General features: G+C 65.2%; 24 protein-coding genes. 6 read left to right on the forward strand and 18 right to left on the reverse strand.

Features of this window, described 5'->3' with window-relative positions; translation table 11 throughout:
• Positions 1 to 24: 24 nt before the first annotated feature.
• The 5 genes from DK366_RS11590 to gltX form a co-directional block, all read right to left on the reverse strand.
• Complete coding sequence (locus DK366_RS11590; RefSeq protein ID WP_109125711.1) at positions 25 to 999, reverse strand: cation diffusion facilitator family transporter; 975 nt, start codon at positions 997 to 999, stop codon at positions 25 to 27.
• A gap of 60 nt (positions 1,000 to 1,059) precedes the next feature.
• Positions 1,060 to 1,485: a MerC domain-containing protein gene (locus DK366_RS11595; protein ID WP_109125712.1), complete on the reverse strand. Its 426-nt coding sequence runs from the start codon at positions 1,483 to 1,485 to the stop codon at positions 1,060 to 1,062.
• Positions 1,486 to 1,608: 123 nt separating this feature from the next.
• Positions 1,609 to 2,118, reverse strand: coding sequence for a transcriptional repressor (locus DK366_RS11600; protein ID WP_109125713.1), 510 nt, complete (start codon positions 2,116 to 2,118; stop codon positions 1,609 to 1,611).
• Positions 2,119 to 2,166: 48 nt separating this feature from the next.
• A complete protein-coding gene (locus tag DK366_RS11605; protein WP_109125714.1) occupies positions 2,167 to 2,442 on the reverse strand; it encodes a hypothetical protein in 276 nt (91 codons plus the stop codon).
• A 35-nt stretch (positions 2,443 to 2,477) separates the two neighbouring features.
• Positions 2,478 to 3,878 carry a glutamate--tRNA ligase gene (gene gltX, locus DK366_RS11610; protein ID WP_109125715.1) on the reverse strand — a complete coding sequence of 467 codons (1,401 nt, stop codon included), beginning with the start codon at positions 3,876 to 3,878 and terminating at the stop codon, positions 2,478 to 2,480.
• 28 nt (positions 3,879 to 3,906) lie between these two features.
• Here gltX and DK366_RS11615 point away from each other — a divergent pair, with 28 nt between their 5' ends.
• A complete protein-coding gene (locus tag DK366_RS11615) occupies positions 3,907 to 4,737 on the forward strand; it encodes a transporter (protein ID WP_232821015.1) in 831 nt (276 codons plus the stop codon).
• A 25-nt stretch (positions 4,738 to 4,762) separates the two neighbouring features.
• Here the strand turns inward: DK366_RS11615 and DK366_RS11620 are convergent, their stop codons facing one another.
• Positions 4,763 to 5,197, reverse strand: a complete 435-nt coding sequence (locus DK366_RS11620) for a DUF4399 domain-containing protein (protein WP_109125716.1) — start codon at positions 5,195 to 5,197, stop codon at positions 4,763 to 4,765.
• A gap of 167 nt (positions 5,198 to 5,364) precedes the next feature.
• Here DK366_RS11620 and DK366_RS11625 point away from each other — a divergent pair, with 167 nt between their 5' ends.
• Positions 5,365 to 6,525, forward strand: a complete 1,161-nt coding sequence (locus DK366_RS11625) for a glycosyltransferase family 1 protein (protein WP_109125717.1) — start codon at positions 5,365 to 5,367, stop codon at positions 6,523 to 6,525.
• Complete coding sequence (locus DK366_RS11630; RefSeq protein ID WP_109125718.1) at positions 6,494 to 7,066, forward strand: phosphatase PAP2 family protein; 573 nt, start codon at positions 6,494 to 6,496, stop codon at positions 7,064 to 7,066. The genes DK366_RS11625 and DK366_RS11630 overlap by 32 nt, the downstream gene beginning before the upstream one ends.
• A 611-nt stretch (positions 7,067 to 7,677) precedes the next feature.
• On the opposite strand, the gene accD is transcribed toward DK366_RS11630, so the two are convergent.
• Genes accD through trpB form a run of 3 tightly spaced genes read right to left on the reverse strand, consistent with a single transcriptional unit; the run spans position 7,678 to position 10,611 of the window.
• Positions 7,678 to 8,550 carry an acetyl-CoA carboxylase, carboxyltransferase subunit beta gene (gene accD / locus DK366_RS11635; RefSeq protein WP_109125719.1) on the reverse strand — a complete coding sequence of 291 codons (873 nt, stop codon included), beginning with the start codon at positions 8,548 to 8,550 and terminating at the stop codon, positions 7,678 to 7,680.
• A gap of 55 nt (positions 8,551 to 8,605) precedes the next feature.
• Complete coding sequence (gene trpA / locus DK366_RS11640; protein ID WP_109125720.1) at positions 8,606 to 9,406, reverse strand: tryptophan synthase subunit alpha; 801 nt, start codon at positions 9,404 to 9,406, stop codon at positions 8,606 to 8,608.
• Positions 9,403 to 10,611: a tryptophan synthase subunit beta gene (gene trpB / locus DK366_RS11645; RefSeq protein WP_109125721.1), complete on the reverse strand. Its 1,209-nt coding sequence runs from the start codon at positions 10,609 to 10,611 to the stop codon at positions 9,403 to 9,405. Before trpB ends, trpA begins: the two co-directional genes overlap by 4 nt.
• A gap of 109 nt (positions 10,612 to 10,720) precedes the next feature.
• On the opposite strand from trpB, the gene DK366_RS11650 reads away from it, so the two are divergent.
• A complete protein-coding gene (locus DK366_RS11650) occupies positions 10,721 to 11,617 on the forward strand; it encodes a LysR family transcriptional regulator (protein WP_109125722.1) in 897 nt (298 codons plus the stop codon).
• A gap of 333 nt (positions 11,618 to 11,950) precedes the next feature.
• Here DK366_RS11650 and DK366_RS11655 read toward each other — a convergent pair whose 3' ends face one another.
• The 9 genes from DK366_RS11655 to prmB form a co-directional block, all read right to left on the reverse strand.
• Complete coding sequence (locus tag DK366_RS11655) at positions 11,951 to 12,574, reverse strand: phosphoribosylanthranilate isomerase (protein WP_109125723.1); 624 nt, start codon at positions 12,572 to 12,574, stop codon at positions 11,951 to 11,953.
• On the reverse strand, positions 12,571 to 13,338 hold the full coding sequence (gene truA / locus DK366_RS11660; protein WP_109125724.1) for a tRNA pseudouridine(38-40) synthase TruA: 768 nt from the start codon (positions 13,336 to 13,338) through the stop codon (positions 12,571 to 12,573). Before truA ends, DK366_RS11655 begins: the two co-directional genes overlap by 4 nt.
• 108 nt (positions 13,339 to 13,446) lie before the next feature.
• The gene (locus DK366_RS11665; RefSeq protein WP_109125725.1) at positions 13,447 to 15,852 is read right to left on the reverse strand and encodes a FimV/HubP family polar landmark protein; all 2,406 of its coding nucleotides are present in this window, start codon (positions 15,850 to 15,852) and stop codon (positions 13,447 to 13,449) included.
• A 192-nt stretch (positions 15,853 to 16,044) separates the two neighbouring features.
• Positions 16,045 to 16,335, reverse strand: coding sequence for a hypothetical protein (locus DK366_RS11670; RefSeq protein ID WP_109125726.1), 291 nt, complete (start codon positions 16,333 to 16,335; stop codon positions 16,045 to 16,047).
• Positions 16,335 to 17,363, reverse strand: a complete 1,029-nt coding sequence (locus DK366_RS11675; protein ID WP_109125727.1) for an aspartate-semialdehyde dehydrogenase — start codon at positions 17,361 to 17,363, stop codon at positions 16,335 to 16,337. Before DK366_RS11675 ends, DK366_RS11670 begins: the two co-directional genes overlap by 1 nt.
• Before the next feature lie 112 nt (positions 17,364 to 17,475).
• Positions 17,476 to 18,495, reverse strand: a complete 1,020-nt coding sequence (locus tag DK366_RS11680) for a D-glycerate dehydrogenase (RefSeq protein ID WP_109125728.1) — start codon at positions 18,493 to 18,495, stop codon at positions 17,476 to 17,478.
• Between the two features lie 50 nt (positions 18,496 to 18,545).
• Positions 18,546 to 19,634 carry a chorismate synthase gene (gene aroC, locus DK366_RS11685; protein ID WP_109125729.1) on the reverse strand — a complete coding sequence of 363 codons (1,089 nt, stop codon included), beginning with the start codon at positions 19,632 to 19,634 and terminating at the stop codon, positions 18,546 to 18,548.
• Between the two features lie 35 nt (positions 19,635 to 19,669).
• Positions 19,670 to 20,287 (reverse strand): GNAT family protein, encoded by a 618-nt coding sequence (locus DK366_RS11690; RefSeq protein WP_232821016.1) that lies wholly within the window; start codon positions 20,285 to 20,287, stop codon positions 19,670 to 19,672.
• Positions 20,241 to 21,167, reverse strand: coding sequence for a 50S ribosomal protein L3 N(5)-glutamine methyltransferase (gene prmB, locus DK366_RS11695; protein WP_109125755.1), 927 nt, complete (start codon positions 21,165 to 21,167; stop codon positions 20,241 to 20,243). The genes DK366_RS11690 and prmB overlap by 47 nt, the downstream gene beginning before the upstream one ends.
• A 118-nt stretch (positions 21,168 to 21,285) precedes the next feature.
• Here prmB and asd point away from each other — a divergent pair, with 118 nt between their 5' ends.
• Together asd and DK366_RS11705 are read left to right on the forward strand one after the other, a co-directional pair.
• A complete protein-coding gene (gene asd, locus DK366_RS11700) occupies positions 21,286 to 22,131 on the forward strand; it encodes an archaetidylserine decarboxylase (RefSeq protein ID WP_109125731.1) in 846 nt (281 codons plus the stop codon).
• A gap of 148 nt (positions 22,132 to 22,279) precedes the next feature.
• Positions 22,280 to 22,714 carry a hypothetical protein gene (locus DK366_RS11705; protein WP_109125732.1) on the forward strand — a complete coding sequence of 145 codons (435 nt, stop codon included), beginning with the start codon at positions 22,280 to 22,282 and terminating at the stop codon, positions 22,712 to 22,714.
• Positions 22,715 to 22,752 lie beyond the last annotated feature (38 nt).

Genomic DNA, 22,752 nt, shown 5'->3' on the forward strand with positions numbered 1-22,752 from the left:
CAGCGACCGCCCAAAGCGCAATAGTCAGCGGCAACCGGGCCCGGCGCAATCGCGCATCTCGTCCGGGCAGGGTTCGGACTCGATCTGCACCGTGACGTGCTGGATGCTGAAACGCTCCGCCAGCAGCTGGTTGATCGCCCGGATCGCCGTGCCGCTGCTCGCCCCGTCGTGTAGCTCGGCGTGCAAGGTCGCCATGCGCGAGCCCGAAGCCAGCTGCCACACATGCAGGTGGTGCACATCGCGGATGGAGGCATCCGCACCGCGCAGCGCCTGCGCGACATCATCGGTATTCATGCCCTCGGGCACGCCTTCCAGCAGAATGTGCGAGGAACGGCGCAACAGGCGCCACGCGCTGTTGAGTATCAGCAGCGACACCAGCAGCGAGAGCACCGGGTCGGCCCAGTTCCAGCCCATCCAGCGCACCAGCAATGCGGCCACCACGGCGGCGACGGAACCCAGCAGGTCACCGATCACATGCAATGTGGCACCTGCGAGGTTCACGTCATCGTGGGCATGCCCGTGCAGCGTGCTCAGCACCAGCAGGTTCACCACCAGGCCGACCAGCGCGACGACCAGCATCATCCCGGAAAGAATGTGCGTGGGTTCGAACAGCCGCGTCACCGCTTCATACGCAATGAAGGCGACCAGCACGAACTGGGTGAGCGCATTGACGAAACCGGCCAGGACTTCCAGGCGGCCATAGCCATACGTGCGTCGGGCATCCGCCGGCCGGCGCGCAAACCATGCGCCGGCGATGGCAAGCAGCAACGCCAACGCATCGATCAACATGTGGCCGCCGTCGGCAACCAGCGCGAGCGAACCCGACCAGAAACCGCCGACCATCTCCACCACCATCATCAGCGTGGTGAGCACGAAGGCAAAAATCAGCTTCTTTTCCTTGCCGCTGACGTTGGCGTGCGAATGGTCGTGGCCGTGCGCATGACCGTGGTCGTGGTCATGGCCGTGATGATCGTGGGAGTGCGCGTGCGTGGAACTCATGGCGCGAATGCTAGGAATCACCCAGCCCGTTACACAATCACGACGGCAATCGCCGCGATGTCAGTGCGCACACTGGGGGCCGTGCACGTGCATCGCACGGTGCGTGCGCAGGTTGACGAAATGCGCGCCCGCCACAAGCAGGCCACCGCATGTCACCAGCACGCTGTGCAGGCCCACGGAATACTTCTCGGCGAAGGTGACGCCAATGATGAGCAGCGCAAGCCCGGGCAAGGCGAGCAACAGGGGCAACGGACGATGGTGGTGGCGATAGCCGCTGATCAGGCTGATCAGGGCCAGCGCGCAGGCGAACATGACAAAGCCGCGCTCGAACGCGTGATCGGCGAGAAAACCCAGGCCGAAAAACGGCAGCAATGCCAGCACGAAGGGAAGCGCAGCGCAGTGGATGGCGCAGAGGAAAGACGCGGTTGCGCCTACCCTGTCAGCCAGGGACCACCAGCGGTTCTTGTTCTGTCGGGGAGCATCCATCGGATCGGGGACCGGAGCGGAGCGGAGCACATGCCAGGCCGGGGCGGCCAGTTCGACGCATGTTACATTATAACGCCACGAACGCAAGCCTGCCCTGCCCGGGCCGTTCAGATCGGCGGGCGGTCAGCTGTTGCGGCAGTTCTTGCAGAGGCCGTGCACTTCCAGCGTCTGCGCCTGGGGGCGGAATCCGAACGACTTGGCCTGGGCCTCAATCAGCTCGGCCACGCGCTCGTCGCACACTTCCTGCGCGCTGGAGCAGTTGTCGCAGATGAGGAAAGGCACCTGGTGCGCCTCGGCCGGGTGATGGCAGGAGACGAACGCGTTGATGGATTCCAGCTTGTGGATGAAGCCGTGCTCGAGCAGGAAGTCGAGCGCGCGATACACCGTGGGTGGCGCGGCGTTGCCATGGCGTTCGCGCAGCTGGTCGAGCAGGTCGTACGCCTTCACGGGCTTGCCCGCGGCGGCGACCAGTTCGAGCACTTCCTTGCGCAACGGGGTGAGCCGCAAGCCACGTTCTTCGCTGGCATGCTCCACCGCACGAACGAAGCTTTGCGCGTCGTCGTGATCATGGTGGTGGTGCGCGTGCGATTTGTCAGCGGTATGGCTCAACGGATTCACCTCGGAAGCCATCATACACCGACGCTTATGTGAGGCCTGCGACAAGCCATCGCAAGCATCTGTTCAGCGCCGGCGCGGCAACGGTGGCGGCACACTGGGGCGCGGCTTCATGAACACGACGATCCAGCCGATGGGCCCGAGCACGGCGGCCCACACGATGCCTTCCACCGTGCGCCCGCGCCACCAGCCCACCAGCGCGCCAACCGCCAGGAAGAACACGCTCCACCAGAACAATGCGCCCCAGGGCACCAGCCCCATGAGGTTCATGAAGATGTGCAGGAAGGCGCCGGGCGAATCCGGATCGACGCCTTGCGTGGCCTTGGCGAGCAATTCGTCCATGGCGGTTCAGTGGTGGCCGCGCATGGAAGGAATGATCAGCCCTTCGCCTTGGCGATGGCGTCGTCGATGCGCTTGAGCGCCTCGTCGCGGCCGGCCAGGTAGATGGTGTGATCGATCGACGGCGACACCTGCGTGCCGGTCATGGCCACGCGCAGCGGCTGCGCGATCTTGCCCATGCCCAGCTCCAGCTTGGCGGCGACCTGCTCGATCACGCCGTGGATCGGTTCGGGCTTCCACTCGACATTCGCGATCAGGCCTTTGGCCTCTTCGAGCACGGCGATGGCGCTGTCGTTCTGCAGATGCTTCGCGACGGCCTTGTCGTCCCATTCGGTGATCGGGCCGTACCAGATCTTGGCGCGCTCGGCCATTTCCTTCAGCGTCTGCACGCGATCGCGCAGCGCGACGATGACGTCGGCCGGGTTCGGTCCCTTGCTGAAGTCGATGCCGGCCTGCGTGAGGTGCCACTCGAATTCCGGTGCGATGACCGTGGGCTCTTCCGTCTTGAGGTAATGCTGGTTGAGCCACGACAGCTTGGTGACGTCGAAGCGCGAGGCCGCCTTGTTGACGTCGGACACGTCGAACAGCTTGACCATCTCCTCTTCGGAGAAGATTTCCTGGTCGCCATGCGACCAGCCAAGGCGCACGAGATAGTTGAGCAGCGCGTGCGGCAGGAAGCCGTCGTCGCGGTACTGCATCACGCTCACCGCGCCGTGGCGCTTGCTGAGCTTCTGGCCATCGGGGCCAAGGATCATCGGCAGGTGCGCGAACTCCGGCACGGGCTTGCCGAGTGCATTGTAGATGTTGATCTGGCGGGGCGTGTTGTTCACGTGGTCGTCGCCGCGGATCACTTCGGTGATGCCCATGTCGATGTCGTCCACGACCACGGCGAAGTTGTAGGTCGGCCAGCCATCGGAACGGAAGATCACCAGGTCGTCGAGTTCGGCATTGGCCCACTCGATGCGTCCCTTCACCTTGTCGTCGAACACCACCGATCCTTCCAGCGGATTCTTGAAGCGCATGACGCGGTTCGGATCATCGCGGTAGGGCTCGTTGCGGTCGCGGTAATAGCCGTTGTAGCGGGGCTTTTCGCCCTTGGCATACGCAGCCTCGCGCATCGCCTCGATCTCTTCCTTGGACTCATACGCGTAGTACGCCAGGCCAGCCTTCAACAGCTGGTCGGCCACTTCTTTGTAGCGCTCAAGACGCGCAGTCTGGTAAACCGGACCCTCGTCGTGCGTGAGGCCAAGCCAGTTCATGCCATCAAGGATGGCCTGCACGGCTTCCTCGGTGGAGCGCTCGCGGTCGGTGTCCTCGATGCGCAGCACGAATTCGCCGCCACGGCGACGCGCCTCCAGCCAGCAGTACAGCGCCGTGCGGGCGCCGCCGATATGCAGGAAACCGGTGGGACTGGGAGCGAAACGGGTGCGGACGGTCATGGGCTGCTTGAACGGGGACGATAAGGAAGTGCGGAATTTTAGCCGATACGGTGGCAAGAACCGACCAAGGACGCACACGGCGCTGCGCTGGGCCGTTTTTGCGGCCGCACTGGGCTGCGCCATCGGCGCGCGCCCTGCCCTGGCGGACGACGACAACACCAACCCCGGCTACGACCGCCCGGGACTGGGCTTCACGCCCGTGGTGCTGCGCCCTGGCGACGTGACCATCGAACAAGGCCTGCCCACCTGGACGCGCGACAACTTGGGCGGCGGCCAGATGCAATCCCAGTACACCACCGACAGCCTGATACGCGTGGGCCTGGGCGGCCCTTTCGAAGCCCAGCTCGGCACGTCACCCTTCAACGCCATCCACACCACCGGACCGGGTCTTGATACATGGGGCCAGGGCCATGGCGACACGATCCTCGCCCTCAAGTTTGCCCCCAACCCCTCCGATGCCAAGGTGACGGGGGGCTTCCTTGGCAGCGTGGAATTCACCGACGGCGCGCGCGAGGTGCGCAACGACCAGCGCCAGTACCTGCTCGGCTTCGACCTCAACTGGCAGGTCACGGACAACGACGGCGTAGGTGCCTACCTGGAACAGACCCGGCAAGGCAGCGACGGCCAGACCACGCTCGCCGTCAACGAAAGTCACGTGCTCAACAAGGCCACGGTGGGTTATGTGGAACTCGCGCAGGTGCATGAGACCGGCGAGCGCAGCGGCACCGAGGCAGGCACCGGCGTGGCCTGGCAGGTGAATCGCCGCGTACAGCTCGACGGTGGCGTGCGTGCACGCATTGCAGGACACGCCGAGCTGTGGATGGTCAGCCTGGGCGTGTCGGTGTTCCTGGGGCGCTGAGCGTCGGCCCGGCGCCCCATCGATATCACTTCACGGTAATGGTGATCGGCTTGGACACGATCGCCGGATCGAACGGGATGTGGTTCTCGTCAGCCAGCTCGAGCTGCAGGGTGTGCTTGCCCGGCGCCAGCTTCAGCGTGGTTTCGGTCTGGCCGTTGCCGAAGTGCAGGTGCTGGTCGTCCTTCGGAATGGGCTGGCCGGCGGCCGGAAGGTCCTTCACGTCCACCAGCAGGTGGTGATGGCCGGTGCCGTCCTTCTTCACGCCTGCCGGTGCCACGCCCATGCCCTTGAGGCCGAACTGCACGGTGACTTCCTGGCCGACGATGGCGCCATCCTTGGGTGAAATGATGTAGACCTCGGCGCCTGCCGGTGCCTTGGTGACAGGCAGGCCCGGGGCATCGGCGGCCATGACGCCGCCCGTCAGGCCGGCGAGTGCTACAGCAAGCAGAAAGCGCTTCATCGACGTTTCTCCGCAATGACAAGTTTCCCGAGTGTACCCGCGAAGGCGTGCAAGTCGCCTGGGCATGCCTGCGACTGTTACCACCGTCACGCACGCGTCATACATACGCCACGGACCCGCAACGCCGCCGGAGGAACCTACGCCGGGCCAGCAAACGGTATGTCCTAGTGCGCATCGGCATTGTCAGCGAAACGTATCCACCCGAAATCAACGGCGTGGCACTGACCGTTCATAGCCTCGCCGCCGGACTCGCGTCGCACGGGCACACGGTCGACCTTATTCGTCCCCGCCAGAAGCAACCCTTCAAGGACGAGCCCGGCATCGTGACGCTTGAAGTACGTGGCGCCTCGCTTCCCCGCTATCCCGGCCTGCGTTTCGGCCTTCCCGCCGGCGGTGCGCTGCGCAAGCGCTGGTCGCGGCTGCGTCCGGACGTCATCTACGTGGCGACCGAAGGCCCGCTGGGCTGGTCGGCCGTTCGCACGGCCAGGCGCATGGGCATTCCTACCGCCACGGGTTTCCACACACGCTTCGATGCGTATGCCGATCACTACGGCGTCGGGTTCCTCACACCCGTGGTGCGCAACTATCTGCGCAACTTCCACCAGCGCGCGGCGGCAACGCTGGTGCCTACGGAAGCACTCGCCGCCGAGCTCACCGCGCTGGGCGTGGACACCGCAAAACTGCTGCGCCGTGCGGTGGATACGCGCCTGTTTCATCCCCGCCATCGCAGCGTGGCCATGCGTGAATCCTGGGGCGTGGACGGCAACACGCCGGTGATCCTCTATGTGGGCCGCATCGCACCGGAAAAGAACCTTGATCTCGCCGTGCGCGCCTTCCGCGCCGCGCAGCAGCAGGTGCCGAACGCGAAGTACGTGTGGGTGGGCGATGGCCCGGCACGCGCTGCGCTGCAGGAAGCCAATCCCGATTTCATCTTCGCCGGCATGCAGCGCGGCGACGCGCTCGCACAGCACTACGCCAGCGCGGATCTGTTCCCGTTTCCCAGCCTCAGCGAAACCTTCGGCAACGTGATCCTCGAAGCGCTGTCTTCCGGCCTGCCGGTGGTGGCCTACGAAGAAGGTGCGGCGCGCGAGCACCTGCACACCGGCCAGAACGGTTATCGCATCGATGCCGGCAATGAAAAGGCCTTCATCGATTCCACCGTGCTGCTGGCGTCCAACGCCAGCCTGATCCGCCACATGGGGCGTGCCGCACACGCGAGCATCGCCAACCTTTCACCGGACGCTGTGATCAACGAGTTCGAAAACCTGCTGCGTAAACTGGCCGAGGAGAACACGCATGAGCACCATGCCGCCGCTGCACACGCCTGACCTTCGCACGGGCCCGCGTTTCGCCATTGACCGCCGCATGTGCGTGGCGGCGAATCGCTGGGGCACACGCCGCGCTGTCGGTGTCTTTTTCGGCATCATCAGCCGTCTTGGCGATGGTGTGTTCTGGTATTCGCTGATGGCCGTGCTTGCGCTCGTCGATGGACGGCGCGGCCTGTTTGCCGCGTCGCAGATGGCGATCACCGGCCTCACCGCCCTGCTGCTTTACCGCCTGCTCAAGCGCTGGACGCGTCGCCCTCGCCCGTTCCGCGCCTGCCCCGGCGTGATCGCGCATGTGCCGCCGCTGGACGAATTCAGCTTCCCCTCGGGGCACACACTGCAGGCGGTGAGCTTCACCGTCGTCGCGCTTGCCTGGTATCCGCTGCTTGCACCGCTGCTGCTCGCGTTCACCGGATTGGTGGCTGCTTCGCGCGTGATCCTGGGGCTGCACTATCCGAGCGATGTCATTGCTGCCACCGCCATCGGCGGCGCACTCGGCGCGCTGTCGCTGTGGCTGCTGCCGTTCCACGCGCTGCTTGCCTGATACGCGCTGCACATTTGTGCAGCAGCGTGTCGTGGTTGCTTTGACATCAGTGAGATAGAACACCTATCCACAAGCTTTTCCCGCACGCGTCCACATTGGCTGTGGAAAACATGGGGCGAGCACTTGCCTGCAACGCTGGGCAAGAAGTGATCACGATGTCGCGATCACCTTGCGCGACAGAACGTTAGGGCACTTTTCCACAGGTTTGCGCCTTTCGCATCCACAAGCGCTGTGGAAAACATCGATGTGCTGATCAGTAAATCAGCAGCACGTAGCAAGTGTCTGTCGACAAAGGCCGATATCGTGCTTGTCCACAGGGTTATGCGTGGGAAATCCACACGTGCTGTGGAAAACAGGCAGCGTCGCATCGGAAAGAACGCGCCATTGATTTCATCGCATGCGCATCGGTGCCATTTCAATCGGGGCGTGATGTCCACGCACGACGGTTGCGCATTTGCACACCAGCACGTCGCGCCCTCTTTGACATCAGTGGGATAGCACACCTATCCACAAGCTTTTCCAAGCTGCATCCACATGAGCTGTGGAGAACTTCGCGCATAAAAAAACAGCGCCCGGAGGCGCTGTCTTCATCATGCATGTGCGAATTCCGATCAGGCGACTTGCGGAGCCTTCATCATGATGCCCAGCAGGTCAGCCAGCTTGTCGCGCATTTCGCGGCGGTCGACGATCAAGTCGATGGCGCCGTGCTCGACCAGGAATTCCGAGCGCTGGAAGCCTTCCGGCAACGTCTCGCGCACGGTCTGCTCGATCACGCGCGGACCGGCAAAACCGATCAGTGCCTTCGGCTCGGCCACGTTGATGTCGCCCAGCATGCCAAGGCTTGCCGACACACCACCCGTGGTCGGGTGCGTCAGCACGCTGATGTACGGCACGCCGGCATCGCGCATGCGCGCCAGCGCCGCGGACGTCTTGGCCATCTGCATCAGCGAGAACAGCGACTCCTGCATGCGCGCACCGCCGGTAGCGGAGAAGCACACCAGTGCACTGCGATCGGCCAGTGCGCGTTCGGCCGCACGCGTGAACTTCTCGCCGACCACCGAGCCCATCGAGCCGCCCATGTAGCTGAACTCGAAGGCCACGGCCATCAGCGGGCGACCCTTCAGGCGACCGCTCATCGCGATCAGCGCATCTTTCTCGCCGGTGGATTTCTGCGCAGCAATGATGCGATCGCGGTACTTCTTGGTGTCGCGGAACTTGAGCGGATCGCTCGGCTCCATGCTGGCCCACAGTTCCTGGGTGGAGTTGGGATCCAGCAACGTTTCCAGGCGCGCGCGCGCCTCGATGTTGTGGTGGTGTCCGCACTTGGGGCAGACCATCAGGTTGCGTTCCAGCTCCGGACGGTAAAGCACCGTGCCGCAACCGCCGCACTTCTCCCAGACGCCTTCGGGCACTTTGCCCTTGCCGGCGTTACCGGTGGCTTCCGTGCGGGCACGGGGAGTCATGATTTTCTGGAGCCAATTCATCGCAACACCTCAAACGTTCATGACGCGACGCCGCGTCATGAAACGCGACGTGTCCTCAATGCGCATCCAGCGCGGCGCGGATGGGCGCCAGAAACTCCTTCGCCCGCGCGGTGATGTCATCGACACTTTCCGCACCGGCCAGGCGCTCCACGAGCGCGCTGCCGATCACCACGGCATCCGCGAAATCCGCAATGGCCTTGGCCGATTGCGCATCGCGTACACCAAACCCAACGGCCACCGGCGCTTTCGACCTGGACCGGATATCGGCCACGCGCGTCGCGATGTCGCCTGTGCTCAATCGCGCCGCACCGGTAATGCCAGCGAACGAGACATAGTACAGGAAACCCTCGGCCGACCCGCACAACTGCACCATACGCGCGGGTGCGGTGGTGGGTGCCGCCAGCAGGATTTGCTGCAGCCCGGCCTTGCGCAAAGGCGCCAGCACGGCGGATTCCTCCAGCGGGCAATCCACCAGCAGCACGCCATCCACGCCGGCCTCCACGGCTTCGCCAGCGAAGCGTTCGTAGCCGTGGATCTCGATGGGATTGAGGTAACCCATCAGCACGATGGGCGTGTCCGCATCGCGCGCGCGGAACTGCTTCACCCAGCCGAGTACATCGAGCAATCCCACGCCCTTTTCAATGGCGCGCTCACTCGCATGCTGGATCACGGGGCCATCGGCCATGGGGTCGGAAAACGGCACGCCCAGCTCGATCACGTCGGCACCGGCGTCGACCAGCGCATGCATGAGTGCCACGGCGTGCTGCGGCGACGGATCACCCGCCGTGACGAACGGAATGAGGCCCGTGCGGCCGGCGGAGTTCAGTTGGGCGAAGCGGCGATCGATGCGGCTCATACCTGCACTCCTTCGCGGGCAGCAATGGTGTGCACGTCCTTGTCACCGCGACCGGACAGGTTGCATAGCACCAGGCCATCCTTTGGATATTCGCGCGCCAGCTTGATCGCCTGCGCCACGGCGTGGCTGGATTCCAGCGCGGCGAGAATGCCTTCGGTACGCGCCAGCAAATGGAAGGCTTCCAGCGCTTCGTCATCAGTGACACCGACGTACTCGGCGCGACCGGCGTCCTTCAGGAACGCGTGCTCCGGACCCACGCCCGGATAGTCGAGCCCCGCTGACACGGAATGCGTTTCGGTGATCTGCCCGTTGTCGTCGCACAACACATACGTGCGATTGCCGTGCAGCACACCCGGGCGACCGGCCGCCAGCGATGCCGCGTGATGTCCCGTGGCAATGCCCTCGCCCGCCGCTTCCGCACCCACGATGCGCACGCCTTCGTCGTTGAGGAACGCATGGAACAAACCGATGGCATTGGAGCCGCCGCCGACGCACGCGGTGATGACATCGGGCAAGCGACCAAACTGTTCCTGCACCTGCACGCGTGCCTCGCGACCGACGATGGCATTGAAGTCACGCACCATCAGCGGATACGGATGCGGGCCTGCCACGGTGCCGATGATGTAGAACGTGTCGGCCACGTTGGTGACCCAGTCGCGCATCGCTTCGTTGAGCGCGTCCTTCAGGGTCTTCGAGCCCGAGGTCACCGGCACCACTTCCGCGCCAAGCAGCTTCATGCGGTAGACGTTGATCTTCTGGCGCTCGATATCCACCGCGCCCATGTAGACCACGCACTTCAGACCGAAACGCGAAGCCACCGTGGCGCTGGCCACGCCGTGCTGGCCCGCGCCGGTTTCCGCGATGATGCGCGGCTTGCCCATGCGCTTGGCCACCAGCGCCTGGCCGATGGTGTTGTTGATCTTGTGCGCGCCGGTATGGTTCAAATCCTCGCGCTTCAGCAGGATGCGCGCGCCACCCACGTGCTGGCTCAGGCGCTCGGCGTAGTACACGGGGCTGGGGCGGCCCACGTAGTACGTCAGGTCGCGATCCAGCTCGGCAATGAATTCGGGGTCCTTGCGCAGGCGCAGGTAGGCCTCGGTGAGTTCGGCCAGTGGCGCCATCAGGGTTTCGGCGCCATAGCTGCCACCGTAGTTGCCAAAGCGCCCGTGTTCGTCGGGGTAGGCGCTGAAGTCGATCTTGCTCATGGGCGACACTCGGGAAAAGTCACAGGAAACGCCGCACAACGTACCCCAAAGCCCCTGTGGCCAAAAGCGATATGATGGCCGGCACCCGTCAGGAAAACTCACACATTCCATGCCGCGCGCCCTGCCTTCGCTCAACGCCCTGCTCGCCTTCGAGGCCGCCGCCCGCCTGGGTAGCGTGAGCCGCGCCGCGACGGAGTTGCACGTTACCCACGGCGCGGTGAGCCGCCACATTCGCGCACTGGAAGAGGACCTGCGCACGTCGCTGTTCCAGCGCCAGGGACGTGGCCTGGCGCTTACACCTGCCGGCCAGCGATTGCGCGACACCAGCACGGCGGCCTTCGCCCAGCTTCGCGAAACCTGCGACGAACTGCGTGCCGGCAAGGCCCACGCCCCCTTCGTGCTGGGCTGCCCGGTCAGCCTGCTTGCCCGCTGGATGATTCCGCGTCTCGAACGCCTGATGGCCGAACTGCCCGACCTGGATCTGCACCTGCGCCCGCAGGAAACCACCTTCGACGAATCGCTGGACGGACTGGACGCCGCCATCATGGCGGGCGAAGCGCCCTGGCCACCGGGATGGCGCGTCTATCCGCTGGCTAGCGAACGCATTGGGCCTGTAGCCAGTCCCGGCTTTGCCAAGGCGCATCGCCTCGTGCGCAGTCGCCCGGTAACGCTGCAGGAGCAATCCCTGCTGCACACGCTGTCGCGCCCCGACGCATGGTCGAGCTGGGCCGAAAGCGTGCGGCTGCCATTCAAGCGGTTGAAGCTCGAACAGGGTTATCCGCACCTGTATCACATGATCGAAGCGGCCGTGGCGGGGCGTGGCATCGCCATTGCGCCCGAGCCGTTGGTAGCTGACGACCTGGCGTCCGGACGACTGGTGGCGCCCTGGGGTTTTCAGGACGTGCGTGCGCAATGGATTCTTGCCACGCCATCGCGAATTTCCGACGCCCGCGCCGAACAACTGGCCGAATGGCTGAAGGCGGCCTTCAACGATCAGCAGGGCTGACGTCTGTTCGTGGTTGAACAGGCGATGGATGCATCACAGCGCACGCACTGCGCAATAACGCATCACCGCGTCGCAGCGCTTTTATCATCAGTGAGATAGCACACCTATCCACAGCGTTTTCCCAGGTGCATTCACATGCGCTGTGGAAAACAACGACGCCTGGGTGCGGGTGGCGGTGCATCCGTGCGCACTGGAGGACGAGAGCGCGACGTGAGCATTCACGCGCCATCGCGTCGCGATGCCTTTGCCATCAGGCAGATAGATCACTTATTCACAGCGTTTTCCCATGTGCGTCCACACAGGCTGTGGAAAACACACGGGTCAGTGCTGTGACTATTCCTGATCGGCTCGACGCACGGCTTCGATGAAATCCGCCAGCTTGCGTGAATCCTTGATACCCGGTGCCGACTCGATGCCGCTGGCCACATCCACGCCCCACGGCCGTGCCATGCGAACGGCGCCGGCGACATTGGCGGGTGTGAGCCCACCGGCCAGGATCAGCGGCTGCGCCAGGTCTTTCGGCATCAGCGACCAGTCGAAGGTCTTGCCGCTGCCACCGGCCTCGCCCAGGCCGTGGCCATCGAGCAACAAGCCATTGGCGCCGGGAAAATCCCGCAATGCCGGCAAGGCTGCGGCCCCTTCGCCCATGGCGATGGCCTTGAGATAACGCCGCCCGAACTGCGCGCACCATGCGTCGGATTCGCTGCCGTGAAATTGCAGCACGTCGGGTTGAACGGCAGCGATAACCTCGTGCACGAGCGCCGCGTCGTCATCCATGAACAACGCCACGGTTGTGACGAATGGCGGCATCGCTCGCACGATGTCCCGTGCCTTGGCGATATCCACGCGACGCTTGCTGCGCGCCGTCAGTACCACGCCGATGGCATCTGCACCGAGCTGCGCCGCCAGCAAGGCGTCCTCGGTACGAGTCATGCCGCAGCACTTGATGCGCGTCATTGGCTCACCTCGGCCGGCAGGCCCCACTGCGCTTCGTAGCGCGGGCCAAGGAAGGTGAGCCCCGACGCGGGCGCGGTCGGCCCGGCCACGTCGCGCTTGCGACCTTCCAGCAGTTCGCGCATCCAGCTCACGGGCTGCTCGTTGCGACCAATCGGCAGCAGCGAACCCACGATGTTGCGCACCATGTGATGCAGGAACGCATTGGCTTCTATCTCGATGATCACCTGCTCCTCCTCACGTCGAACACTCACCGCCAGCACTTCGCGGCGTGCGTGCGCGGCCTGGCAGGAAATGGCGCGGAAGGCGCTGAAGTCGTGCAAACCGACCAGCGCCTGCGCCGCCTCGTGCATGCGTTCGGCATCGAGCGGCAAGCGTTCCCAGGTGACGTAGCGGGCATCCAGCGCTGCGCGCACCTGGCGGTTGAGGATGCGATAGCGATAACGCCGGCTGCGCGCGGAAAACCGCGCATGGAACGTTGGCTCGACCGGCTGCGCCCACAGCACGGCCACGGTGCCCGGCAGATTGGAACAGGTACCCAGCACCCAGCTGCGCATGTCGCGCTGCACCTCGGTGTCGAAATGCACCACCTGGCAACGCCCGTGCACGCCGGCATCGGTGCGACCGGCACAGATCACCTCCACCGGATGGGCAGCCACAAAGGAAAGCGCCCGCTCCAGCGCGCCCTGCACGGTTTCGCCATGGCTGAGTCGTTGCCAGCCGGAAAACTCGGTGCCGTCGTATTCGATACCCAGAGCAATGCGCATGAAAACCAGGAAAAGCAGCCAGCGGAAGCTGCAAAGGTTAGCAGGCCCCAAACGCACACGGGCCGGCAAAAGCCGGCCCGTGTGATGGAGATGCCCAGGAAAACGGGATCAGCGGATGCTTTCGAGCAAGCGCTTGGCCACGTCCTTCTGCATCTGCGTACCTTCGTGCATGACCTCTTCCAGCATGGCGTGCGCGCCATCCGGGTCGCCCATGTCCAGGTAAGCGCGAGCCAGGTCGAGCTTGGTGTCCACCGGATCGTCGGTGAAATGGCCGCCCAGGTCGTGGCTCAAATCGTGGCCAAGACCCTGCTCGAGCTCCAGCCCGTGGCTGTTGCCATGATCAAGATGCGCCGGCTGTTCCGCCGTCACTTCCTCGCCTTCCGGCTCTTCGAAGTGCCAGCTCGATGCCTCGACGTCGTGCTCCACTTCCGCTTCCTTGGATACCAGGGCATCCGGGGCGGCAGCGGACGACTGGTTCGGGCGTGGCGTCAGGTCGAAATCGAAGTGGTAGCCGCTGACCTTGGGCGCGTGCGAGACGGCCGGCGTCGGAATCGGCGGGATGCCGTCGTGATCGTTCGCATAGCTGTCGAGGTCGAAACGGTCCAGCGCTTCGTGCTCATCACCAGTGTGCACGTGGGGCACGCCATGGGAGAACAGCGGATGCTCCGGCACCAGGTCCTCGCCCATGTGCATCACGTCGACCCATTCCGGCTGCTGCGGATCGGAAACGTGCGCATGCATGGCTTCAGCGGCAGCCTCGAAATGTTCGACGTCGCGGCGGCTGTAGTAGAGGCTGACCAGTTCGAGGTGCAGGCCGATGTCATCCGGATGTTCGGCAAGCTGGTCGAGCAGCTCGTCCTGGTCCGGGTCGGCGCTGCCGGCGCCATCGTTGGGGATGGTGCCGAAACGATCTGCCAGCGACGAACCGCCGGCCGCGCCGGCGGCAGGCGCCGCGGTCTTGCGGTTGCGACCACGCATGGCAGCGAGCAGGCCGAGCACGATGACGGCTGCACCGGCACCCCATGCCCACGTCTGCATGAACCAGGGTTCTTCGTCGGCCACCGGAGCCGCCTTGGTCACTGGCATGGCAACGGGCTTCGCCGGGGCCGGCTTGGCGGCAACCACCGGTGCGGAGCTGGCATGCGCCGGGGCGCTGGCACTCACGGCCGGGGTAACGGCGGCGGTCGCCGGCGCACTGGCGGCAGCTGCGGGCGCAGTAACCGGCTCGTTGGCCTTGACCACGGTCTCGGGCTCGGCGGTCTTCGCCGAAGCTGCCTTGGCGGCGGCAGCCATGGCTGCGGTCGCTGCGGCTGCCGGCTGGCCGGAGGCCTTGCGGGCATCGCTGAGCTTCTTCTGCAGCTCGGCGATCTCGTTGTCCTTGAGCGACAGCAGGCGTTCGTTCTTGCCGTTGATGTCTTCCAGGTCTTTCAGGCGCGACTTCAGCTCGTCACCCTGCTTGGTCAGCGAGGTGAGCGCTTCCTGGCTGCGCAGCAGATCCTGATGGAGCGCCGCCATGCCAGCCGCGGCGGCGGCCTTGTCGGCCTTGCTGCCACCACGGCCCGCGGCGTTGTCGGAACCTTCCTTCGACGGAACGATGGCAAGGTGGTCGCCACCCGTCGAACCGGTGGCCGGTGCGGAGGATGCATTGGCGCGCGTGCCGGCGTCGGCCACGGTGGTCGGCGTGCGGGCAGCGCCCGAGCGCCAGTCGCTGTTCTGGCGATGCACTTCGGCGGCAGCGGCGGCCACGGCCATGGCCATGGCGTCGTCCTTGGAGGGCACGCGCAGCACGGCGCCGCTCTTCAGCGCGTTGATGTTGTCGCGGTAGAAGGCGTCCGGGTTGGCGGTCTTCAGCGCGATCAGCATCTGGTTCATGTCCACGCCCTGCGGCGCGGATTCATGGGCGATGGCCGACAGCGTCTGGCCACGCTCCACGGTGACGGAGCCGGTGACCGCAGCGCGCGGCGCCGGAGCGGGCTTGGCCGGCTTCGGTTCGGCGGCAGGCGCCGGTGCGGCGGCCGTGGTTTCGGTGCTGGCGGCGGCCGGCGGCGTGGCAGCCGCATGGCGCGACGACTTGCCGGTGGACTGCGTCGGCGCGCGCGTGGTCGGCACGCTGCTGGCGGCGCTGTTCGGCGGATCGAGCAGGATGGTGAACTCGCGCAGGCTCTTGCCCGAGGCGTTGTTCACTTCGACCAGCAGGTCCAGATAGGGATCGTTGACGGGAGCGGCGCTGGTGATGCGGATCACCTTCTTGCCGTTGGCACCGTCCACCACGGCGAACTGCAGCGGCACGGTCGGGCCTGCCGCCACGCCGGCCTGGGCGGCGTCTTCGGAGGAAGCCAGCCGGGCGGTCAGGTTCTGCAGCTCTTCCGGGCTGGCGGGGTTGACGGGGATTTCGGCCAGCAGCGGCTGCCCGAGGGCGGATTTCACCTGGATCTGGCCCAGTTCCAGTGCGGCTGCCTGGCTGCTGCCGAGGGCAAGCGCCAACAGCATCGACAGCTTCAACGAACGATTCATCGTGTTTTCCCCCGAACGACCCCGTGACGTTTCTTATCGGTGCACCGCATGACGGCAGCACCTGAACGATGCGTCACTTTAGTTAGATACAAGCCAATCAACAATAGCGTTGATCAGTATTTACAGCACCTTGCCGGAACTTGTTCTCGTGGGACGGCGACCAGGATGGACTCCCGGTCACCGCCTGCTACCTCAATGCCCCTTCGGCTGGGGCGCCGCGCCCAGGGCCTTCAGCTGGGCCTGGAGCTCGGCAATGGCCTGGTCCTGCTGCTTGAGCTTGGCGTCGGTGTCGTGGGACTTGCCCTCTTCACGCGCCACGTCGCCCTGCAGCTGCTTCACGGTCGCCTGCTGCTTCTCGATCTGCTGATCGAGCTGCTTCTGGTCGGCGGCCTGCGAAGCCGGTGTTGCAGACGGCTGTGCCGCCCGGGCAGGTACAGCGAACACCAGTGCACACATCACCAACCCGGTCAGCACATGCTTCATTACAGATAATCCTTGATGAGAAGTTCTGCGATTTGAACGGCGTTGAGCGCCGCGCCCTTTCGGATGTTGTCCGACACGATCCACATGTCCAGGCCGCGCTCGTGCGAGATGTCCTCGCGAATGCGGCCCACGAAGACAGGGTCCTGGCCGGCAGCGTCGGTCACCGGCGTGGGATAGCCACCCGGCTTGCGATCGTCGATGACCACCACGCCTTCGGCCTGTTCCAGCAGCGCACGCGCCTGCTCGGCGGTGATCTTCTCGCGCGTCTCGATGTGCACGGCCTCGGAGTGGCCATAGAACACCGGCACGCGCACGGCGGTGGGATTCACCTGGATGGTGCGGTCTTCGAAGATCTTGCGCGTCTCCCACACCATCTTCATTTCTTCCTTGGTGTAGCCGTTGGGCTGGAAGTCGTCGATGTGCGGAATCACGTTGAACGCGATCTGCTTGGAGAATTTGTTGGTTTCCACATCCTGGAAGCTGAGCAGCGCGGAGGTCTGCTTGCCCAGTTCCTCCATGCCGCTGCGGCCGGCACCGGAGACGGACTGGTAGGTCGCCACGTTGATGCGTTCGATGCCCACCGCGCGATGGATCGGCGCCAGCGCCACCAGCATCTGCATGGTGGAGCAGTTCGGGTTGGCGATGATGCCGCGCGTGGTGTAGTGCGCGATGGCGTGGGGATTCACCTCGCTCACCACCAGCGGAATGTCGTCCTGGTAGCGGTATTCGGAGGTGTTGTCGATCACCACGGCGCCTGCCGCGGCGGCGCGCGGCGCGTGCTCGCGGCTCACCGAGCCACCGGCCGAGAAGAACGCAATGTCGACACCGGTGAAGTCGTAGTCGGCCAGGTTTTGTACGGTGACCTGTTTGCCGCCGAAGGTGATTTTCTCACCGGCCGAACGCTCGCTCGCCAGCGGCACAAGCTCGCTGACGGGAAAATCACGCTCGGCCAGGATGGCCAGCAGGGTTTCACCCACGGCGCCCGTTGCGCCGACCATTGCCACCTTGTAGCTGCTCTTCTTGCTCATGTCCCGTTTTTCGGTTGGAGGGGTCGGAAAACCGCTCCGGCCTCCGCATCAGCGGAAATCTAGCCGGGGCGGCGCGCAAAACAACCTGCGGCACGCATGGGCGTGAATGTCATCACGCTTTATGTGCGGACCACCGTGCCAATACCGCCGGATTGAGTGGCGTCGGCGGGTTGCCAGCCGCCTCGCCAAAGCCCAGGGCGGCGATCACATTGTCCGCTGCCAGGTTGGCCATGGCGCGGCGGGTTTCTTCGCTGGCGCTGGCAATGTGCGGGCTCAGCACCACGTTGTCGAGCGCGAGCAGGTCCGGATGCACCTGCGGCTCGCCCTCGAACACGTCCAGCCCGGCCGCGGCCAGGGTGCCCTCGCGCAGCGCCGCCGCCAGCGCGGCGTCGTCCACGATGCCGCCGCGGGCGATGTTCACCAACACGGCAGAGCGCTTCATCCGGGCCAGTTCGGGCGCGCCGATGGCGTGGTGATTCTCGGGCGTGAACGGCAGCACCAGCACCAGGAAATCGGCCCGTCGCAGCAGCTCGTCCTTGCCCACCAGGGTGGCCTTGCACTCGCGTTCCAGCATCTCAGGCAGGCGCGAGCGGTTGTGATAGAGCACGTTCATGTCGAAGCCGGCCGCGCGTCGCGCAATGCCCTGCCCGATCCGGCCCATGCCAAGAATGCCCAGCGTGCGGCCGTGAACGTCCAGGCCCAGCCAGTCGTCGAAGCGCTGGTTGCTGCCCGGCCAGTGCCCCGCCCGCAGCCAACGCTCGGACGCACCCACGCGACGGGCCGCCGCCAGCATCAGCGCCCAGGCAAAGTCGGCCACGCTCTCGGTCAGCACGTCAGGCGTATTGCTGGCCAGGATGCCGTGGCGGGTCAGCGTATCCAGGTCGAGGTTGTTGAAGCCCACGCCCAGGTTGGCCACCATCTTCAGGCGCGTATTGCCTTCCAGCACCGTCGCATCGATGCGATCGGCCAAGCCCACCAGCGCAGCGTCGACACCGGCCAGCTTGTTCTTGAGCTCATCTGCCGTGTGGCGACGCTCCACGGCCTCCGCATCCACATCGAAATATTCGGCGAGGCGGGCCAGCACATCGGGAAACAGCGGGCGGGAAACCCAGACTTTCGGTTTGGCGGTCATCAACGTCTACTTCGTGTCTTGCGCCAGCCCGACGGGCGGACCGGCGGTTATCAGGGAATGCGGGGACTTACTTCGCCGACATCGCCGCACTGGGCGCGATGGCGGAGCGCGTGATCCATCAGCACCAGCGCCATCATCGCCTCGGCAATGGGCGTGGCGCGGATGCCGACGCAGGGATCGTGGCGACCCTTGGTCACCACATCGACGGGTTCACCCGCCAGGTTCACGCTGTGGCCGGGAATCAGGATGCTCGAGGTCGGCTTGAGCGCGATGGACGCCACCACGGGCTGCCCCGTGCTGATGCCACCGAGAATGCCGCCCGCATGATTGGACGCAAAGCCGTCCATCGACATTTCATCGCGATGCTGGCTGCCGTGTTGTTCGACGACACCAAAGCCGTCGCCGATCTCCACGCCCTTTACCGCATTGATGGACATCAGCGCCGACGCCAGGTCGCCGTCGAGCTTGCCGTAGATCGGCTCGCCCCAACCCGGCGGCACGTTGTCGGCCACCACGTTCACGCGAGCACCCACGGAATCGCCGGACTTGCGCAGCGCATCCATGTAGGACTCCAGCGTGGCCACTTCATGCGCGTCCGGCCAGAAGAACGGATTCTGCTCCACCACGTTCCAGTCGAACGAGCCGGGCGTGATGTCGCCGATCTGCGCGAGGTAGCCGCGCACACGCACGCCGTGACGCTCGGCCAGCCATTTCTTGGCGATCACGCCCGCGGCCACGCGCATGGTGGTTTCGCGCGCTGACGAACGACCACCACCGCGCGGGTCGCGAATGCCGTATTTCTGCCAATAGGTGTAATCGGCGTGGCCGGGGCGGAAGGTCTCGACGATGTTGCCGTAGTCCTTGCTGCGCTGATCGGTGTTGCGGATGAGCAAAGCGATGGGCGTGCCCGTGGTCTTGCCCTCGTACACGCCGGAGAGGATTTCCACCTCGTCCGCCTCACGACGCTGCGAGGTGTGACGGCTTTTGCCGGTGGCGCGACGATCGAGGTCGGCACGGAACTCCTCCACCGCGATGGGCAAGCCCGGCGGGCAGCCATCAATCACGCAGCCAATGGCCGGACCGTGGCTCTCGCCAAACGTGGTGACAGTGAAGAGTTTGCCGAAAGAGTTGCTGGACACGAGGGCTCGGTCGTCTGCGGGAAAACCGTCACAGCTTACCGCGACGCAGCAATTCCTGCGCCCATTCCGGCGATTTCCGGCCATTCGCGCGCCAGCACGGCGAAAATCACGTCATCGACCCATTCGCCGCGAAAAATCAGGCTCTCGCGGAAATGGGCTTCCTGGCGCATGCCCAGGGCCTTCAGCAAGGCCATGCTGGACGTGTTGCGCGGATCGACCGAGGCGTGCACGCGATGGACGTTTAGCCTGCCGAACAGCTCATCGAACAGCTTATGCAGCGCTTCACGGGCAAAGCCGTTGCCCTGCGCGCCAGGCGCCAGCGTGATGCCGAACTCCGCCTGGCCGTCGTCCGACAGGCAGAAACCAAGATCGCCGATCAGCGCATCTTCGTCATGCCGACGAATGGCGCGCTGGAACCACTGGCCGTGCGAAGGCGCCGCTGCGTGCGATTGGTTGCGAATGAAACTCTCAGCCTCATCCAGCGAAGCCGGACGCCAGCCTTGATACCGGGATACATCGGGATCGGCGCGATAGGCAAACAGCGCCGCCGCATCACTCGCGCGCAAGGCATCGAGACGCAACCGCGCTGTCGCCAGCTCCATCGACTCAGCGGCCCTTGCGTGCGTCGGCAGCGGCGCGAATGGCGTCCGCATGCTCGATCAGGTCACGACGCTCCAGCGCGAACACGCCCATCGCGCCCACCTTGAACTCGATCCACACGAACGGGACTTCGGGCAGCAGTTCGACCAGCTGGCGCTCGCTCTCGCCCACTTCGACGATCATCAGGCCGTCTTCGGTAAGGTAATCGGCGGCTTCATTGAGCATGCGCACGCAGATGTCCAGGCCGTCTTCGCCGGAGGTCAGGCCAAGCTTGGGCTCGTGACTGTATTCGCCCGGCAGCGCGGCGTATTCGTCTTCTGTGACGTATGGCGGGTTCGACACGATGAGGTCGTAGCGACGTCCCTTCAGGCCGTTGAACAGATCCGACTTCACCGCCTCGACGCGGCCTTCGACGTGCTGGAACACGATGTTCTCGCGCGCCAGCGACAGCGCGTCGTCACTGATGTCGACGATGTCGACCTGCCATTCCGGGTTGTATTCCGCCATGGCGATGCCGATGCAGCCCGAGCCCGTGCAAAGGTCGAGCGCACGCTCCACATGGCGATGATCCAGCCATGGCTGGAAGCCCGACTCGATCAGCTCGGCGATGGGCGAACGCGGCACCAGGGCGCGACGGTCGCTCTTGAACTTCAGGCCGGCAAACCAGGTTTCACCGACCAGGTAGGCCACCGGCAGGCGCTCGTTCACGCGACGCTCGATCAACGCCAGCACGCGCTCACGCTCTTCCGTCGTCAGGCGGCCTGCGCCATAGGCCGGCGGAATATCCGGCGGCAGGTGCAGGCTGGCCAGCACCAGGTGCGTGGCTTCGTCGATGGGGTTGTCGTGGCTGTGCCCGAACGTGAGCCCGGCCGCCGAAAAGCGGCTGGCGCCGTAGCGGATGAAATCGATGATGGAGGCGAGTTCGTGGGTCACGGCGGGCACTTGGGCGTCGAGGGGTCGCACAGTATAGCCGCTGGGACCGTGGAGGCCGGCAAAGGGCCACGATGCAGCGCAGGGCGTAATCGGCCCGCGCTTCATTCATACTTGGCGGATGACCTTCAACGTACTCCTGCAATACATCCTGCCCCACCGCGCGCTGTCGCGAGTGGTCTACTGGGCCACGCGCTGGACGTTCAAGCCGTGGAAGAACTTCCTGATCTCCACGATCGTGCGCAACTACCAGGTCAACATGGCCGAGGCGGCGCAGCCCGATCCGCTGGCCTACCAGCACTTCAATGCGTTCTTCACCCGCAAGCTGCGGGCCGATGCGCGCCGTGCCGATCCGGACCCGAAGGCCGTGCTTTGCCCGGCGGACGGCAAGATCAGCCAGATGGGCAAGATCGTGGACGGCCGCATCTTCCAGGCGAAGGGCCAGGAGTACACCGCCGCCGAGCTGCTGGGCGACGAGGCGAGCGCCGTGCCGTTCCGCAACGGCCAGTTCGCCACCATCTACCTGTCCCCGCGCGACTATCACCGCGTGCACATGCCGCTGAAGGGAACGCTGCGCGAAACAGTGCACGTGCCCGGTCGCATCTTCAGCGTGGCCCCCTTCGCGGTGGAAGCCATTCCGCGCCTGTTCGCGCGCAACGAGCGCCTCGTGTGCCACTTCGACGGCGAGCACGGACCCTTCGTGGTGGTGATGGTCGGCGCCATCCTCGTCTCCAGTGTGGCCACCGTGTGGGACGGGCTGGTGATCCCGCCCTATGCGTCGTCCATCCGCCGCAAGTCCTTCGCTGGCCAGAACATTACGTTGGACCGCTTCGCGGAAATGGCCCGCTTCAACATGGGCTCCACCGTCATCCTGCTGTTCCCGGACGGCACCACCGAGCTGGACGCGCTCGCCTCGGCACAGCCCGTGCAGGTAGGCCAGCACCTGGGTACGCAACGGGCCCACTGAGTCGCTGCGTCAAAATCTTGACGCGGCGAGTGACGCGTTTCGTCGTTTTGTGACCTTTTTGGCGCATCACCCCCGCCGGGCGCGGCTATGCTCCTCGCCCGGCGGCGCCGTGTGCGAGCGCCATATCCAGGCCAGACCGAGGAAGCCCATGCGCATCGTCACCCGACTCATCGCCATGAACCGCGGCCGCCAGCTCGCCAGGCAGTTCCGCGAGATCGAGCGCCAGATCCACGCCCTGCCCAAGCGCAGCCGCGCCCGCCTCGGCACCATGGCCTTGCGCGAGATCGGCCAGGCCGGCCGCTCCGACTTTCCGCACCTGTACGGCACGCCGCCCGAAGAGCGCTACCTGCCCTGGGGCCAGGGCACCGACATCGGCCTCGCCCGTGCACGCTCGGACAACGCCGAGGTCGCCATGCGTGGCATCGCCTTGTGGTTGGCCGTGGCGTACCACGAAACGAAGAACACGCCGCACGAGAACATCAAGCCGCACCACCGCGACCTGATGCGCCTGCTGCGCGAGTTGAAGGAAGACCACCGCGCCGACCCGATGCGGGACTGGATGCAGGCGCCGGCTGCCGCTTAATCGGTCGAGCCTTCGAATAGCCGCTTATCTCTTCGCCG

Source organism: Dyella sp. C11 (assembly GCF_003121485.1).
Taxonomy (GTDB): domain Bacteria; phylum Pseudomonadota; class Gammaproteobacteria; order Xanthomonadales; family Rhodanobacteraceae; genus Dyella.